General features: G+C 37.0%; 15 protein-coding genes and 1 pseudogene. 15 read left to right on the forward strand and 1 reads right to left on the reverse strand.

The window, feature by feature from the left end:
- Window positions 1-253: 253 nt before the first annotated feature.
- Window positions 254-814 (forward strand): FkbM family methyltransferase, encoded by a 561-nt coding sequence (locus ACM0OP_RS21420; RefSeq protein WP_414530435.1) that lies wholly within the window; start codon window positions 254-256, stop codon window positions 812-814.
- Between the two features lie 29 nt (window positions 815-843).
- The gene (locus ACM0OP_RS21425; RefSeq protein WP_414530436.1) at window positions 844-1,983 is read left to right on the forward strand and encodes a hypothetical protein; all 1,140 of its coding nucleotides are present in this window, start codon (window positions 844-846) and stop codon (window positions 1,981-1,983) included.
- 135 nt (window positions 1,984-2,118) lie between these two features.
- On the opposite strand, the pseudogene ACM0OP_RS21430 reads toward ACM0OP_RS21425, so the two are convergent.
- Window positions 2,119-2,911, reverse strand: a pseudogene (locus ACM0OP_RS21430) (IS5 family transposase).
- A 127-nt stretch (window positions 2,912-3,038) separates the two neighbouring features.
- Here ACM0OP_RS21430 and ACM0OP_RS21435 point away from each other — a divergent pair.
- The 13 genes from ACM0OP_RS21435 (at window position 3,039) to ACM0OP_RS21495 (ending at window position 15,488) form a co-directional block, all read left to right on the forward strand.
- Window positions 3,039-4,043, forward strand: a complete 1,005-nt coding sequence (locus ACM0OP_RS21435) for a glycosyltransferase family 2 protein (RefSeq protein WP_414530437.1) — start codon at window positions 3,039-3,041, stop codon at window positions 4,041-4,043.
- A gap of 112 nt (window positions 4,044-4,155) precedes the next feature.
- A complete protein-coding gene (locus tag ACM0OP_RS21440; protein ID WP_414530438.1) occupies window positions 4,156-5,313 on the forward strand; it encodes a glycosyltransferase family 4 protein in 1,158 nt (385 codons plus the stop codon).
- A 113-nt stretch (window positions 5,314-5,426) separates the two neighbouring features.
- Complete coding sequence (locus tag ACM0OP_RS21445) at window positions 5,427-6,155, forward strand: class I SAM-dependent methyltransferase (protein WP_414530439.1); 729 nt, start codon at window positions 5,427-5,429, stop codon at window positions 6,153-6,155.
- Window positions 6,156-6,210: 55 nt separating this feature from the next.
- Window positions 6,211-6,750: an acyltransferase gene (locus tag ACM0OP_RS21450; protein ID WP_414530440.1), complete on the forward strand. Its 540-nt coding sequence runs from the start codon at window positions 6,211-6,213 to the stop codon at window positions 6,748-6,750.
- Window positions 6,751-6,764: 14 nt separating this feature from the next.
- Window positions 6,765-7,661 (forward strand): glycosyltransferase, encoded by an 897-nt coding sequence (locus ACM0OP_RS21455; RefSeq protein ID WP_414530441.1) that lies wholly within the window; start codon window positions 6,765-6,767, stop codon window positions 7,659-7,661.
- Between the two features lie 17 nt (window positions 7,662-7,678).
- Window positions 7,679-8,416, forward strand: a complete 738-nt coding sequence (locus ACM0OP_RS21460; RefSeq protein WP_414530442.1) for a class I SAM-dependent methyltransferase — start codon at window positions 7,679-7,681, stop codon at window positions 8,414-8,416.
- A gap of 45 nt (window positions 8,417-8,461) precedes the next feature.
- Window positions 8,462-9,082 (forward strand): CatB-related O-acetyltransferase, encoded by a 621-nt coding sequence (locus ACM0OP_RS21465; RefSeq protein ID WP_414530443.1) that lies wholly within the window; start codon window positions 8,462-8,464, stop codon window positions 9,080-9,082.
- 28 nt (window positions 9,083-9,110) lie between these two features.
- Window positions 9,111-10,337 carry a glycosyltransferase family 4 protein gene (locus ACM0OP_RS21470; protein WP_414530444.1) on the forward strand — a complete coding sequence of 409 codons (1,227 nt, stop codon included), beginning with the start codon at window positions 9,111-9,113 and terminating at the stop codon, window positions 10,335-10,337.
- A gap of 11 nt (window positions 10,338-10,348) precedes the next feature.
- Window positions 10,349-11,629 (forward strand): hypothetical protein, encoded by a 1,281-nt coding sequence (locus ACM0OP_RS21475; RefSeq protein WP_414530445.1) that lies wholly within the window; start codon window positions 10,349-10,351, stop codon window positions 11,627-11,629.
- Between the two features lie 12 nt (window positions 11,630-11,641).
- Window positions 11,642-12,790: a glycosyltransferase family 4 protein gene (locus ACM0OP_RS21480; protein WP_414530446.1), complete on the forward strand. Its 1,149-nt coding sequence runs from the start codon at window positions 11,642-11,644 to the stop codon at window positions 12,788-12,790.
- A gap of 8 nt (window positions 12,791-12,798) precedes the next feature.
- Window positions 12,799-13,968 (forward strand): glycosyltransferase, encoded by a 1,170-nt coding sequence (locus ACM0OP_RS21485; protein WP_414530447.1) that lies wholly within the window; start codon window positions 12,799-12,801, stop codon window positions 13,966-13,968.
- Between the two features lie 206 nt (window positions 13,969-14,174).
- The gene (locus ACM0OP_RS21490) at window positions 14,175-14,594 is read left to right on the forward strand and encodes a DUF29 family protein (RefSeq protein ID WP_414530449.1); all 420 of its coding nucleotides are present in this window, start codon (window positions 14,175-14,177) and stop codon (window positions 14,592-14,594) included.
- Between the two features lie 207 nt (window positions 14,595-14,801).
- Complete coding sequence (locus tag ACM0OP_RS21495; RefSeq protein ID WP_414530448.1) at window positions 14,802-15,488, forward strand: class I SAM-dependent methyltransferase; 687 nt, start codon at window positions 14,802-14,804, stop codon at window positions 15,486-15,488.
- The last annotated feature ends 13 nt before the right edge of the window (window positions 15,489-15,501 follow it).

Genomic DNA, 15,501 nt, shown 5'->3' on the forward strand with positions numbered 1-15,501 from the left:
GACCTATATTTATCAATTCACTATTTTGTTATTCTGTCAATGCGTAACTCCTAATATCTTATGAAATTTAATCATTTCCTCCGAAATCTATTTTTTAAATTTTGCTATGGCTTTCAGGGATTTCCTTTACAAGTGAGTGATCAATGCTTACGAATGGATGAGTCTCTTAGGCGGTGGGATGTAAATTCAGAACTAGCTGCACTCAAGAGCTTACAACAATATCTACAAACAACCAAATGACATCTTTATTGATGTGGGAGCTAATTTTGGATTCCATACACTTTATGCAGCAAAATTATTAGAACATCAAGGTCAGGTATTTGCCTTTGAGCCTGTTATTAGTAATTTGAAGCTTTTACAAAGAAATATAACTCTTAATTCCTTAACCCAGCGAGTTACCATTGTTTCTAAAGCTGTTTCCAATTCTAGAGAAAAATCTATTTCTTTTTATCTTCCATCAAAAGATATGACCGTTACAGCTTCTCTTAATAAAACTTCGGATAATTTATTAGAAATTGAAGTAGAAAATACTCGGCTAGATGACTATTGGCAAGCGGTTGATTTAGCAATTAAACTTATCAAAATTGATGTTGAATGTGCAGAATTAGAGGTTTTACGTGGGGCTGAAAATATTTTAAAAAAATGGCATCCTGTCCTGGTTATCGAAGTTCATGGTTTTGCTCTTCCCCAATTTGGTAGTAGTGTAAATGAATTGAGAAACTTCTTGACTAATTTAGGCTATGAAGAAAAAAGGTTAGGGGGAGAACAGTTTTATGGCGATGACTATTTTCAAGCTGTTTATACAGTTAACTAGAAAGATAAACGAATTAAAGAGGAAAACAGATGAAATTTGGTATTGTTTTAACCACAATTTATGAAGGAGATTTCATTAATGAGTATTATGAACATTTTAAACACTATGGGGATTTAGAAAAAGTCAATTTTTATGTGGTTGGTGACATCTCTACGCCTCCTGAGTGTCGCAAAAAGATTGAAAAGTACACTCAAATGGGACTTCCTTGGTACTATATTGGTGTTGAAGAACAAAATGCGTTTCTTAAGCCTTTTCCTCAGTTGGCAGCAGAAATTCCCTGGAAATCTGATAACCGCAGAAATGTAGGATTTCTCATGGCCTATGGAGATAAATGTGATGTCATTATTGCGATAGATGATGATAACTATCCCAAAGACAACTGGCCTTTCTTGGCTGGACATTCTAACGTGGGCAAAGAAGCTTCTTTAATGACCGCATTAGGGTACAACAATTGGTTTAATTTATGCTCCATGATGGAGGTAGAATTTCCTACATTAGGCGGTGGAGACACAGTTTACGCCAGAGGATTTCCGTATCAGCGTCGTCAACTTGAATGTTCACGAATAGACCCGGAAATTTCCACTGGAACAGTTGCCATTAATGCAGGTCTTTGGTCAGGTGATCCAGATGTAGATGCAGCCACCAGACTAGTTACTCGTTGTATTGTCAAAGAAAAATTTACCAATGATTATCTTCTTGCTCCCAACACATTAATGCCAATTAATACCCAAAATACAGCACTAATTAGAGACGCAATTCCTGCTTACTACTATGTCAAAATGGGCCATCCTGTGGGTGGGATGAAGTTAGACCGTTTTGGGGATATTTTTAGTGGTTTCTTTGTTCAAAAATGTGCTCAAGCGGTCGGACATAGCATTAAAGTAGGTTCTCCAGTCGTTGAACATCGTCGATCTCCCCACAATTTGTATAAAGACTTATGGCATGAATTAGCAGGGATGGTAGTTATTGATGATATGTTGTCATTGTTAGAAACTCCCTTATCTCCTGTTTCCACCTATAGCGAGGCTACCCTTGAGTTAGCAAATAAGCTTGAAGAATGGGCTGTAAAACAGAACGGTTTCCTTTGGGATGAAGCTTTGAAGTCTTATTTCCAAAACGTTGCTCAAAACATGAAATTATGGATAAAAGTCTGTCAACAATTAAATTGACAATTTAATTCGTTTAAAATGGTCTACTCGATAAGCAATGTATGGTGACATCAATCTTTTTTGATCACTAATATAGATCACATGGAATATATCTTTAATTAAGAGGGTGTTTGAAAAGTTTTAAGGAGTAAAAATTTAAGCAAGTCGCCTCACCATACTACGGATGATGGCAAGGTAGATAAAAGTCTCAGAGGTTTCGGGCAATAACTCATAATCTCTGACTAATCGCCGAGATCCCATTAACCAACCGTAAGTGCGTTCTACCACCCAACGTTTTTTGAGCAGCGTAAAGCCCTTGATCTGCTCTGGTCGAAGAACTACCTGGATAATCCAACGACAAAAATCCATCACCCACTGCATAAACGGCGCACCGTCAAAACCGCCATCTACCCAGATAGTTGTGAGACGAGATCCCAGACGTGGAGATTGTTTGACTCGTTTGAGAACTTGTTTTCCCCCTTGCCGCTCACCCACATTGGCTGCTGTCACCAAGACGCGCAAGACTAAACCTAAAGTATCAACTGTCATAAATCCCTTGCGTCCCGTGATTTTCTTACCCGCATCATACCCCACCGCAATACTTACCATTGCCGAACTTTTGACGCTTTGACTATCGATAATCGCCTCCGATGGACATCGATGCCGCTCAATTTCAATCCTTGTCCACTCTCGCAGAACATCATGGATGTGCAACCATGTTCCATCTTTACGCCAGTTTCGGAAATATGTGTACACTGTCTGCCAAGGGGGGAAATCTCCAGGCAATGCTCTCCATCTCACTCCTTCCATCAAAACATAGAAAATCGCGTTCAGAACTGACCACATATCAACTTCACGCTTGCGGCCTCCTGGTTTCGGGTCTGGAATTAGGTCGCTCAGAAATTCCATATTGGGCCAGTGTCAGGTTGCTGGGGTATGCTTTACTCATGTCACTCTCTCGGTGCTGTTTATTATCTATTCACAGCTTATACCCAGAGAGCTTTTTTACACCCTTTCCGACTTTTCAAACATCCTCTTAGAGTTCAAATAAATATTATTTATTAGCAGCTAATTTTATGATTTCACTTGTTACTACGGTTTTAAATGATTGTGAAGGATCTAGGTCTTTCTTCGCTGACATGGAAGCTCAAACTCATTTACCTAACGAAATTGTGATAGTTGATGGTGGTTCTAGAGATGGCACTTGGGAGTTTCTACAAAGTTATCAACCGAACAAACCTTATTCTCTAATAGTTATTCAAGATGCTGGTTGTAATGTAGCCCGTGGTCGTAATTTAGCGATCACCCAAGCAAAACATGACATTATTGTATCCACAGACATTGGTTGTAAATGGGAAAAAGAATGGCTAGAAGAACTCGCTAAACCATTATTAGAAAATGAACAACTAGAATCCGTAATGGGCAGTTGGGCTGTTAAAAAGGAAGATATAAATTGTAATTGGGCAAAAGTAGAATATGAGTTGCTCAACCAGCCAAAGTTAATAGCAAATCCTAAATCTCATGCTTCTTCACGATCAATTGCATACCGTAAAAGTCTTTGGAAGAAAATCGGTGGTTATCCAGAAGATTTAACATTAGCCGCCGATGATATGGTATTTGCTTTATTACTCCATTCCAGCACTAATCAAGTTGGGTGTGCGCCAATTTCACGATGTAGTTGGGAACGTCCTAGTAGATTAACAGCGTTTGGAAAAGAAGCCTACCGAAATTTTTTCGGTGCTGGCGAAGCAGGAATTTGGCTGAAATACGGTTTGCTGGTTGGCGGAAGACTATTATTAGAGTTTGTGTTACTAATCATCAGTTTGCTAGCATTTTTATGGTTTCCTTTCAAATGGATAGGTTTAATATTTTTATTATTTCCAGCTTTTAGTATTTTCTTAAGGTTTATTCGGCTACGACCAGCGATAGATAGATTAAAAAATGATAACTTTGGTTATGCCTGGTTAAAAGTTTTACAGTTTGAATACTATGTAAAATTTTGGGGGATTTTAGGATATTGGAATGGCTTTATTTTAGGTACAAAAAAATGTCATCATTGCCGAGAAAGACTTCGTGTTTAGCGTAGGCAGCTTTTTTATGCAGCATTTAGTGAATAATAATAATAAAGTTCCTATCTATGACCTGGAATAAAACTCAAGCATTAGATATCGTCTGGTTTTTTCATTCATAATTATGAAGTTCAACTCCAATCGTCGCTTACTTTATTTCTCACCCGCATGGTCAGGAGGACTAGCAGACTATGCCCATGAACAGGCACAAGCTCTAGGACGTAGGGGCATTCAAGTTACCTTATTGACTTCTCCAGCTTATAAAAAAGAGAAGACAGACCTATATACAATAAAGCAAACTTTAGTTCCTACAGGTGCATTTAATTTCCCCTTAGCCTTAGTGCGAAAAGCAGTCTTAGCTGCTAATATGCTGCAAAATTACGCTCAACTTGTTAAAACTATTAAAGAAGAAGGTTTTCAGTATGTTTTATTCGGTTCTTATGCAGAATATTTAGCCCCTCTTTGGGTTGCTCCCTTGCGTAAATTAGTAGAATGGGGTGTAACTTTTGGATCAGTTGTTCATGACCCAGTACGAGGATATGTAGTAGGTCCGTTGTGGTGGCATCGTTGGTCAATTGCTTGTGGGTACTCGTTTATCAAAGAAGCTTTTGTTCATGAAGCTATCGAGCTAGATACAGAAAAACCAATGCCAGAACTGCAAACTACTGTTATCCCGATTGGTCTTTATCATTTTCCTAAATATCAGAATAGCCGAGAAAAAGTTAGGACAGAATTAAAGATTCCCGAACAGGCTAAGTTGCTTCTGTCCTTTGGCCATATTCGCGATGGCAAAAATCTGGATCTGGCATTAAAAGCGATTGCCAACTTTTCCAATGTTTATCTAGTGGTCGCAGGAAAAGTTTCTACCTCGACGCAACGACCTGTAACTTATTATCAAGATTTAGCAGAGAGTCTTGGCATCGCTGAACGATGTCGTTGGCTAATTGATTTCCTACCTGAACAGAAAGTAGGTGATCTGTTTAATGCTTGCGATGCCGTTTTATTAACATATAGTGCCAATTTTCAGTCTGCTAGTAGTGTTCTCAATGTTGCCGTTAATTATCAACGGCCTTGTATTGCTTCAGCAGGTGACGGAAATTTGCGTACTGTTGTTCAGAAATATAAGTTGGGAGTATTTGTGAAACCGGATGATTGGCAAGCTATCCGTGATGGCATCCAGCAATGGTTAAATGGAATTGATCCACCTGAATGGGAACGGTACGAACAGGATAATTCTTGGGATAAAAATGCTGAGATTATTTGTCAGCGATTTTGGGGATAAGGTTGAATTCTGAAAACGAATTACCATAATTTGTATAAATCAAGTTTATAATCTGTAATGCTGATTTGTTAGCAAGACTTACTTTATTTACTCCCATAAATTATTGCGGAAATATGAAATTAATTAATCAACAAACAGATTTGTTAGAAATTAGCCCAGCCATAGATAATTTGATTTCAAACGGTACTATTGTAGGCAGTTCAGGTCGTACTCATCAAGTTCAAGGGACTTCAACAATTAATAATTTAGTTGTGATTTCTAATTTAATGAATGAAATGAAAACAACCCATACCCTAGAAATCGGAATGGCTTACGGAGCTTCAACACTTGCCTTTTGCGCAATGCATTCAAAATTAAAGCTCAAAGAATCTGAGCATATCGCTATTGATCCCTTCCAACTTGTAGACTATGACGAATGTGGTGTCCTAAGTGTTAAAAATGCTAATCTAGATCAGTTTTTAAAGATTTACTATGAGCCTTCTTGCTGTATTCTTCCTCAACTAATGCAACAAGGTAAAAAATATGACCTAATTTATATTGATGGTTCTCATTTGTTTGAAGATTCTTTTTTAGATGCCTATTTTGCAGTACGCCTACTCCGTTCTGGAGGTGTAATGTTACTGGATGACAGTTCAGATCCTCATGTTGCTAAAGTGATTTCTTTTCTTCGTCGTAATCTTCGCACAGGTATAGAAGAAATTGACCTAACTCCATACCGACTAACAAATCAGAGATCCCTTAAATATTACCTAGCTCGGCAATTGGGAAGACTTCAGTTGACAGGTTTCCGCCTAATAGGAAAAATAGATAGACCCTATGGAACCTCATTGGTCAACTTCTAAATATTAGTTATTTGAAATTTTGTAGCCCTCATAGTTGCTTAAATTCTGAAACAATATGAACTCCAAAATTATTGTGGGTAGCATTTTAAGCTATAGCTACAATCAGATTATTAGTAGTCTACCATCCCGTAAAATCCGCACGGCATATCTCAAAGCGTACCTAGCACAAGTAGGTACTGGTACTTCTATCCAGATGGGATGTAAATTTTTAAATGGGAGAAAAGTGTATTTAGGCGATCGCAATGTGATTAATTTTGGCTGTTTATTAGATGGTCGCCATTATATGATAAAAACTGGTTCTGATGTTTCCATTGGACCCGAAGCGACTATTCTGACATTAGGTCATGATCCACAGTCACCAGAATTTGCTGATAAAGGTGGGGATGTGATTATTGGCGATCGCGCCTGGATTGCCTATCGTGCAATAATTTTACCAGGGGTTACTATAGGAGAAGGTGCTGTAATAGGAGCTGGTTCAGTGGTTTCACGTTCTGTTGCCCCCTATTCCATTGTTGCGGGTAATCCAGGCAAAGTGATTGGAGAAAGATCATGTAATCTGACATATCAACTTAATTATTTTCCTTGGCTACTTTAATGAAAGTAAAATCCATGTCAACTAATTCGCCCACTATCAGCATTTGTATTCCCACTTACAACGCCGAGAAATTTATCCGCACAACGATCACCTCTTGTCTTTCACAAACTCAAGCCCCCTATGAAATTTTGCTATCCGATGACGGTTCAGGCGATCGCACTTCTGATATTTTGACAGAATATGCCCATTACCCTCATGTAAAAATTATTTCCCCACCTCAAAGGTTAGGTATTGGCGCTCATTATCGCTATCTCTCAATGTCGGCATCTGGTACTCATGCAGTTTTCCTTTCCTGTGATGATGCTCTTCATCCCGACTTTGTGCAAGTCGCCACACGGGAGTTACAAAAAACTCCTGAAATTTCAATGTTAGCTTTTGGTGGTTTTTCCTGTAACGCCAATCTTCAGCCCCAGAGTCGTTTTGGTCTGAGTTACCCCACTCATCTATTAGAACCGCCCAACGGCTTTAATCACTTTATTCACAGCTGTACTTATATTTTATCTACCTGTGTTTGGAACTGCGAATTTCTTCAGAAACTTAATCCCTTACCAACAGAAGCCGGACTAGCTACAGATTGGTATTGGTCTTTAGTAGCAGGTCTTGAGTCTCACATTCGGCTATCACGCCAACCTTTAGGCTATTATCGCTATCATGATGCTAATTCGTCTCATTCCAATCCAGAACGTTGGAAAAATCATGCCATTGAGATGCTAAATTATTTAGCTATGAATCATGATTTAACTGAAGGCTTACAAAGGCAAATTGATCAAAGATTACAAGCTTTAATGATTAAATCTGTGAAACAAACAAAAAATTCTCCTGTGGTAATAGAAAAACTCAAAGAGCTACTTAAGAGTTTTCTAGTAAATATTTTTACAAATCACCCAGCTTTTATCAAGACAAATCATTAAATATAAGGCAGTAAATCATGATATTAAAGAAAATTCGCTCAATTACTCCTGGAATTTACCAGATATTGCGGAATAGCTACAGAAATTTCTTGTTCAAGATAACTTCAAGCAAATCTAAATTTCAAAATCTCTTATCTCAATGTCAGACTAATGAAGAAGTTTTTATGCTTACACAAAAAATTATACCTTCTGCACAAGTCAAAAGCGAAATTTTGGCTTTAATAGATTTTCTCAATATCAACGCTCCATCATCTTATCTCGAAATTGGATTATCCACTGGTGGTACGCACTTTTTAATTCGTTATCTATGTCCGAGTATCAAAAATTCCATAGGTATTGATATAGATATTCAGAATACTCATATCATAGATACTTTGACGCAAACATCTTCTTTTCATTATCTTCAAGGACGATCAGATTCCCAAGAAACTCTTAAAAGTTTAGGTATTTTATTAAAACCTAATACTCTTGATATTTTGTTTATTGATGGAGATCATTCTTTTGAAGGTGTGAAAAGAGATTTTGAATATTATAGCCGTTTTGTGAGAGATGGTGGATTTATCGTTTTTCATGATATAGTTGCAGACCATAACCAAAGGTGGGGAAAACCAACTGATAAATGGTCTGGAGGAGTACCTGATTTTTTCAGGGAGATATCTAAAAAATATCTAAGCCATGAGTTTGTTGAAGATCAAAATCAAGATGGTTATGGAATCGGAGTTATTATTTATAACTCACAAATTAATACAAATTAAATATCTTCTCTCATTGTGTTGTGTATAGTTTATATTTTATTATTTATGATGCGCTTAATTCGATTAATTAAACAATATTTATCTCGATATTTTTCTGTAGGAATCCCTCCGTGGCATCCATCTTATTTACAAAAAAGATATCCACAATATTTAATTGGTAAAGCGTCTTATTCACCTAATTTACGAGTTCTTAGCTTTGGAGAAAATTCAACACTTAAAATTGGAAACTTCTGTTCTATTGGTGGAGGAACACAAGTTTTTTTAGGAGGTGAACACAGGATAGATTGGGTGACTACATATCCATTCTCTGTCCAATGGAAAGCAGGAAAAAATATAAAGGGACATCCTTATTCAAAAGGAGATGTTGAAATAGGAAATGATGTTTGGATTGGAAATGATGTTGTTATTCTGTCTGGCGTTACCATCGGAGATGGTGCTGTTATTGGTGCTCGTAGCGTTGTTGCTAAATCCATTCCACCTTATGCTATCGCTGTTGGAAACCCAGCCAAGGTAATTCGTTTTCGATTTTCACAAGAAGTAATAGATCGATTACTAATGATATCTTGGTGGGACTGGGATGAGAAAAGAATTGAAAATGCTGTACCATTACTTTGTAATACAAATATTGAAACATTTTTACAAGCAGTTGAGACCAGTAAATTGTGAATAAACTGTTCATATCAACTAAACCTCAATGAATACAAGTTCCAACCAATGGCTAGTTGCCCTACTAGGAGCGCGTATGCACTATGCTGTCCCTCGCATACTGCATCAATCCAATTTACTTAAACATTTATATACAGATATTTGCGCCGTCAAAGGCTGTCCGAAACTTCTCCATACAATTCCCAAGTCTTTACAACCCTCCAATCTTAAGCGACTCCTTGGGCGAGTACCTGAAGGGATACCAACCGAAAACATCACAGCTTTTAATAGTTTCGGCTTTAAATATGCTCAAAAACTCCGCCAAGCGCGATCGCCCTCAGAAGCGACTCAAGTCTTTTTATGGGCTGGTAAAACCTTCTGTCAACTTATTCTAGAGGAAGGATTTGGTGAGGCATCCGGCATCTATACTTTTAACACAGCTGGGTTAGAAGTATTGCAAAGCGCTCGACAACAGGGACTAATCACAGTTACAGAACAGACAATTGCCCCAAAAGCAATTGAGTATCAACTATTACAGCAAGAATATCAAGCTTTTCCTGACTGGGAATCGCCTTTAGAAGAAGACCCTTTTTTATTAGAATTATCAGCCAGGGAAAAAGAGGAATGGTCAACAGCCGATGTTATCCTTTGTGGTTCAGAATTTGTTCGGGAGGGAATTATTGCCTGTGGGGGAGCAGCTGAACGTTGTAAAATACTGCCCTATGGAGTTGATGCGCGTTTTTTGCTTCCAGAGCATTTACCCCATGCTGGATCTTTGCGAGTTTTAACCATTGGCGGAGTAGGATTGCGGAAAGGCTCACCCTATGTTTTAGCAGCAGCCAAAAAATTACAAGGATTAGCGACATTTCGCATGGTGGGTCCATTGGGTATTCAGCCGGAAATGAAATCTGTTTTAGCTTCTCATGTCGAACTAACAGGTACTGTTCCCCGTTCACAAATTCTTAATCACTATGCTTGGGCGGATGTTTTTCTCCTTCCTTCTATTTGTGAAGGATCAGCAACAGTTATCTATGAAGCACTAGCAGCCGGACTACCTGTAATTTGTACCCCTAATGCGGGGAGTGTTGTCAGAAATGGTGTGGAGGGTTTTATTGTACCGATTCGTAATTATGAAGCGATCGCAGACAAGTTAGAATTGTTAGCAATTAACCTTGATCTACGCCATGAGATGTCTAAAAATGCTAGACAAAGAGCTAGTGAATTTACTTTAAATGCTTATAAACAAAGATTATTGAAAATTTTAGCTAACATCTAAAAACATAACAAATGGTTGAATTAGCGCACTACCTTTTAATCGGAATCTGTGTTTTCATTGTGATGTGGGCAATGATTAAAGTTGAACGTGTTTACCAATTTCCATTTTTTATGGCTAGTATGGTAATTACCTTCATTTTGCCGCAGGTTTCAGCTTTAATCAATAATCCAGGGCTAGTAACAGAGAGTATGTTGTTCCAAGTCTTGATTATGGCGTGTCTTTGCCTCTCTATGTGCTGGTTTGGGTATAATCGTCCTCCCAACCGAAAATTATTATCTAAATTGCAGATATCTTTAAATAATAAAAAGCTTCTACATTCCGCTATCTTTTTAACAGCCATCGGTTGGATTTTTGGTATACTTACTCGACAAGCAGCAATTACTTTAGAACAAGGCACACAATGGAGTGGATCAGTTACAATTTTTCTTTTTTTTCAACAGGTTATTTATATTGGCTTTGCTATCTTTTTAGTACATTTTTTAAAAAAACCATCTGTAATTAATATTGTAGGAACTATCATTGCAGGATTTCCGATCATCCAAACTATTTTAGCTGGAAGAAGACAACCAACAATGACCTTTTTAATGATTATTGGTTTTTGTGTTTGGTTTATGCTAAGGTTAGCGCCTCCCAGATGGTTAGTTCTCATAGTCCTGATTGCTGGTATTTATATAATTCCTGTTGTTGGACAACTCAGACATGGTTTCTGGGACTTAATATTCCAACAAGATTGGCAGAACTTAAAACTTTCTGCCGAAGATTCCTTTGATGCATTACAGTCAGGAACAATTTTAGAGTTAAGAAACGCAGCATTAGTTATGCATTTAGCTACGTCATCTGGAAACTATGAATATGGTGCAGGATATTGGAATGCTCTCATATTTCAATACATTCCTGGTCAAATAATTGGATATGATTTTAAAGACGCACTACAATTTAATTTACAAAGAGAAAGTAATTTAAGTCAGGATGGATATGCATTTCCTATAGGAACAACTTGGACGGGGATTGGGGATTCTTATTTACAATTTGGTTATTTTGGTTGTTTAATATTTGCTCTGATGGGAGTTTTATTCAAAACTTTATGGGTGTCGTCAATATATCAAGGAAGCATTGTCGCTGCTCTTTTATTTATGAGTTTAATTAGTCCAGCAATGGTCGGCATAACTCATGGAACAGAACGGTTTTTTCAAGAATTGATATTTCAGGTTATTGTAATTACTTTAGTCACTTATTATGCCCGTTCTTCTGTAAAAAGGCAAAAAAATTTTAAAGTTCATAAAATTAATTAGTCATAGATTATAATGAAACATTTATATTCTTCATGTAAAGTAGCAATTTTGTTTGCTAATTATGGTCCTTATCATATTGTTAGAGTTGCATCTGCATATCAGGCTGGTAAATCTAGAGGATGGAATGTTTTTGGCATTGAATTAGCCCGTTCGGAAGTAGAATATCCCTGGGAAACACAACTTGATAAATTTCCTGGAAAAATTCATTCTGTGATTGATGATATTTCCTTAGAAAAGGTCAATTTCATTCATTTATTTCGCAAATTAATCTCTGTTTTAAATCAAACCTCCCCAGATGCTGTAGCAATTGCTGGCTATGCTCGACCCTCTATGCTTGTGACATTGTTATGGTGTCTATGGCATGGTAAACCTGCTATTCTTCTATCCGAAACTACAGAGCATGACGAACCTCGCTCTTGGTGGAAAGAAAAAATTAAAAAATTGCTAGTCAAAAAATATCAAGCTGCTTTAGTAGGAGGAAAACCACATAAACGTTATTTAGTCAATTTAGGAATGCCATCTGATGCTATTTTTTTAGGTTACGATGTAGTTGGTAATGATGTTTTTCGCCCTAATCATGTTAAATCTTTATTTTCTCCATTAAGTAAACCATTCTTTTTAGCTATTAATAGATTTGTTAAGAAAAAAAACTTACCATTTTTACTTTCAGCTTATGCTAAATATCGTCAAGCAGTAGGTACTGATGCTTGGGATTTAGTTCTCAGTGGTGATGGTGAATTACGTTTACAACTAGAAGAACAACTTACGACTCAGGGAATAAAAGATTACGTTCATCTTCCTGGGTTTCTACAACAAGATGAACTGTTACCTTACTTCGCCCATGCTAGCTGTTTTATTCATGCCAGTATTCAAGAACAATGGGGATTAGTAGTGAATGAGGCGATGGCAGCAGGTTTGCCAGTATTGGTTTCTCATCGCTGTGGCTGCTATGAAGATTTAATCATTGAGGGAGTTAACGGCTTCGGTTTTGATCCCGACAATATTCAACAGCTAACTGATTTGATGCTGAAAATGAGTTCAGGAAAAATTAACTTAAAGAATATGGGACAAGCGGGATTAGAACATATTCACAACTTTTCTCCTGAATACTTTGCTCAACAATTAATTCAATCAGTTGAATACGCTTCAGGACAGCATTAAATATAAATATGAAGGTTTTAATGGTTATTCCTGCGTTGGGAAATGTCTATGGTGGACCGACAAAAGTTGTTTTAGAGTTAGCAGAATCCATTACTAAATTAGGCATTGGTGTTGATATTATTGCTACTTGTGCAAATGGTTCGACAAGTCTAGATATGCCTTTAAATGAATGGATTATCCAAAAATATCATCGAATACAGTATTTTCCCTATTTAGATTTCTTCGATTACAAATTCACTGCTTCAATGACAAAATGGTTATTTAAAAATATAGCTAACTATGATATCGTACATACAAATGCTATATTTTCTTATCCAGTTTTAGCTGCTCATTGGGCTTGCCAATTTCGTAATATTCCATATATTGTAACTCCTCACGGCATGATGGAGCCTTGGGCTTTAGCTTATAAAGCTTGGAAAAAAAAGCTTTATTTCAATCTTCTGGAAAAACCAGCTTTAAAAAAAGCGAGTTGTATGCAAATGTTAGCTTCTACAGAGGCTGAAGGAATCGAAAGTCTTGCTTTAAAAACACCGTTGGTTATTGTACCTAATGGTATTCATAGAGAAGATTTTACATCTCTTCCTAGCTCGGAGATTTTTTACAGAGAATTTCCAGAAACTCGCAATAAAAAATTAATTATATTTTTAGGACGTATTGACCCGAAAAAAGGATTAAATTTATTAGCGCCGGCTTTTGCTCAAGCATACGCAAAATTCCCGGAAACTCACTTGATTGTTGCTGGACCTGATAATACAGGGTTTTTATCTACTGCTGAAAGCTATTTTATGGAAGCAGGTTGTAGAAATGCTGTGACTTTTACAGGAATGTTGACAGGTACTTTAAAATATGCAAGTTTAGCAGCATCTCATATCTATGTTGCTCCTTCTTATTCTGAGGGTTTTAGTATGTCGGTGCTAGAGGGTATGGCTGCTGGTTTACCTTGTGTGATTACTACTGGCTGTAATTTTCCGGAAGCTGGAATGGCTAATGCCGCTAGTATAGTTGATATTGATGCTGATCAAATAGCTGATGCCTTGATGGAATTTTTGCAAGATTCTATCCAAGCAAAAGCAACAGGCGATCGCGCTCGGCAATTTATCCTAGAAAATTATACATGGGATAATATAGCTGCCAAAATGATTTCAGTGTATCAAGATATAATTTCGCTGGAGAAATAAGTTTAATTCGTAATTAGTGAACAGTTGAGTAGACGCAACGAGAAGTAGCATGATCAAGAATTTGTGGAGTTGCGCTGTTCCTTAACCGCACCTACAATTATGATTAACTGAACTGTATGGGAATATTGGGCTGAAACCCCATGTTTTAAAGAATTAAGAGTTTGGGTAAGGATTCAGCCGTCAACCCTCAACCGTCATCAACGTTTATGGAAGAAATACTCACCTTAAAATCTTTATTATTACAAGGTAACATCTCGGAAGCCTTAGTGATTGTCGAAGAACTAGAAGAAATGAGTCGTGAAGATAAAATTAATAATATCCGCAACTATGCAAAAGTCCTGCTCCTACATCTAATCAAGCAACAAGCCGAACATCGAACAACCCGGTCTTGGGATGTATCAATTCGCAATTGTGTTCGAGAAATTCAAATAAAAAATAAACGCCGTAAGTCAGGAGGCTATTACTTAACATCAGAAGAGTTGCGATTAATTTTTGAAGAAGCCTATCCATCAGCTTTAGATAATGCCTCTCTAGAAGTAGAAGAAGGAAGATATGAAGTAGAAGAGTTGGAATCAAAAGTTGATCAAAATGTTATTATTAATCAAGCCCTAAATTTAATTCAATAACCTTGATATATTGCATAAAGGTAAATGCTATCCATTAGTTTTATGATTAATCGCGCTCGGCAATTGATCCTCAATAATTATAAATGGGATAGTATAGCTGCAAAAATGATTTCGGTTTATCAAGATATAACTAGGGAAAAATAATTTCATTTAGTAACTCTTCCGCAATCCAATTCACATTTACCAACTAATCTAGGATGAAAAATAATGTATACAAATACTAATGAAAAATACGAATACTCTTACCAAAATAGCGCAGTATCACACCATCATGCTTACATTATTTCTGCTCTAATGGAGATGATATCGGAAGCTGCTGCTGTCCTGGAAAATAAACAAAAACCACGCATTTTAGATATCGGTTGTGGTAATGGGAGTTTGACTAACTTAATTGCACAACATGGTTATGAAGTTGTCGGAGTTGAAGAATCAGCATCAGGGGTACAGTTAGCTCAAGATACTTTTCCCAACTGTAAGTTTATTCAAGGTAGCATTTATAATCTTCCCTATGCAAAAATAGGAGATAATTTTGATATCGTCATCGCGGCTGAAGTAATTGAGCATTTGTTTTTCCCCAGAGAGTTAGTTGTAAATGCTCAGAAATGCCTCAAGCCAAATGGTCGTTTAATAGTTACTACCCCCTATCATGGCTATCTCAAAAATCTTATCCTTGCTGTTTCTGGTAAAATGGATAAACACTTTGCCGCTCTTTGGGATGGTGGACATATAAAGTTTTTCTCTGTAGCTACAATGACAAATTTACTCAAATCAGAAGGTTGTACAGATATAAAATTTAAATTTGCAGGTAGATTACCTTATGTTTGGAAATCAATGTTATGTTCTAGTGTAATAGCTGACGGGGCGACAAACAAGGCTAAAAACAAGACAGTGTAAACAATGTAACGAT

The organism is Nodularia chucula CCY0103 (assembly GCF_963923915.1).
Lineage (GTDB): Bacteria > Cyanobacteriota > Cyanobacteriia > Cyanobacteriales > Nostocaceae > Nodularia > Nodularia chucula.

What these genes read in the sequence shown, in the direction of transcription:
- ACM0OP_RS21465 (WP_414530443.1), top strand. Translation starts at nt 8,462, where the DNA reads ATGATGCGCTTAATTCGATTAATTAAACAATATTTATCTCGATATTTT.
- ACM0OP_RS21435 (WP_414530437.1), top strand. Translation starts at nt 3,039, where the DNA reads ATGATTTCACTTGTTACTACGGTTTTAAATGATTGTGAAGGATCTAGG.
- ACM0OP_RS21485 (WP_414530447.1), top strand. Translation starts at nt 12,799, where the DNA reads ATGAAGGTTTTAATGGTTATTCCTGCGTTGGGAAATGTCTATGGTGGA.
- ACM0OP_RS21450 (WP_414530440.1), top strand. Translation starts at nt 6,211, where the DNA reads ATGAACTCCAAAATTATTGTGGGTAGCATTTTAAGCTATAGCTACAAT.
- ACM0OP_RS21460 (WP_414530442.1), top strand. Translation starts at nt 7,679, where the DNA reads ATGATATTAAAGAAAATTCGCTCAATTACTCCTGGAATTTACCAGATA.
- ACM0OP_RS21475 (WP_414530445.1), top strand. Translation starts at nt 10,349, where the DNA reads ATGGTTGAATTAGCGCACTACCTTTTAATCGGAATCTGTGTTTTCATT.
- ACM0OP_RS21495 (WP_414530448.1), top strand. Translation starts at nt 14,802, where the DNA reads ATGTATACAAATACTAATGAAAAATACGAATACTCTTACCAAAATAGC.
- ACM0OP_RS21425 (WP_414530436.1), top strand. Translation starts at nt 844, where the DNA reads ATGAAATTTGGTATTGTTTTAACCACAATTTATGAAGGAGATTTCATT.
- ACM0OP_RS21470 (WP_414530444.1), top strand. Translation starts at nt 9,111, where the DNA reads ATGAATACAAGTTCCAACCAATGGCTAGTTGCCCTACTAGGAGCGCGT.
- ACM0OP_RS21440 (WP_414530438.1), top strand. Translation starts at nt 4,156, where the DNA reads ATGAAGTTCAACTCCAATCGTCGCTTACTTTATTTCTCACCCGCATGG.
- ACM0OP_RS21490 (WP_414530449.1), top strand. Translation starts at nt 14,175, where the DNA reads ATGGAAGAAATACTCACCTTAAAATCTTTATTATTACAAGGTAACATC.
- ACM0OP_RS21455 (WP_414530441.1), top strand. Translation starts at nt 6,765, where the DNA reads ATGTCAACTAATTCGCCCACTATCAGCATTTGTATTCCCACTTACAAC.
- ACM0OP_RS21445 (WP_414530439.1), top strand. Translation starts at nt 5,427, where the DNA reads ATGAAATTAATTAATCAACAAACAGATTTGTTAGAAATTAGCCCAGCC.
- ACM0OP_RS21480 (WP_414530446.1), top strand. Translation starts at nt 11,642, where the DNA reads ATGAAACATTTATATTCTTCATGTAAAGTAGCAATTTTGTTTGCTAAT.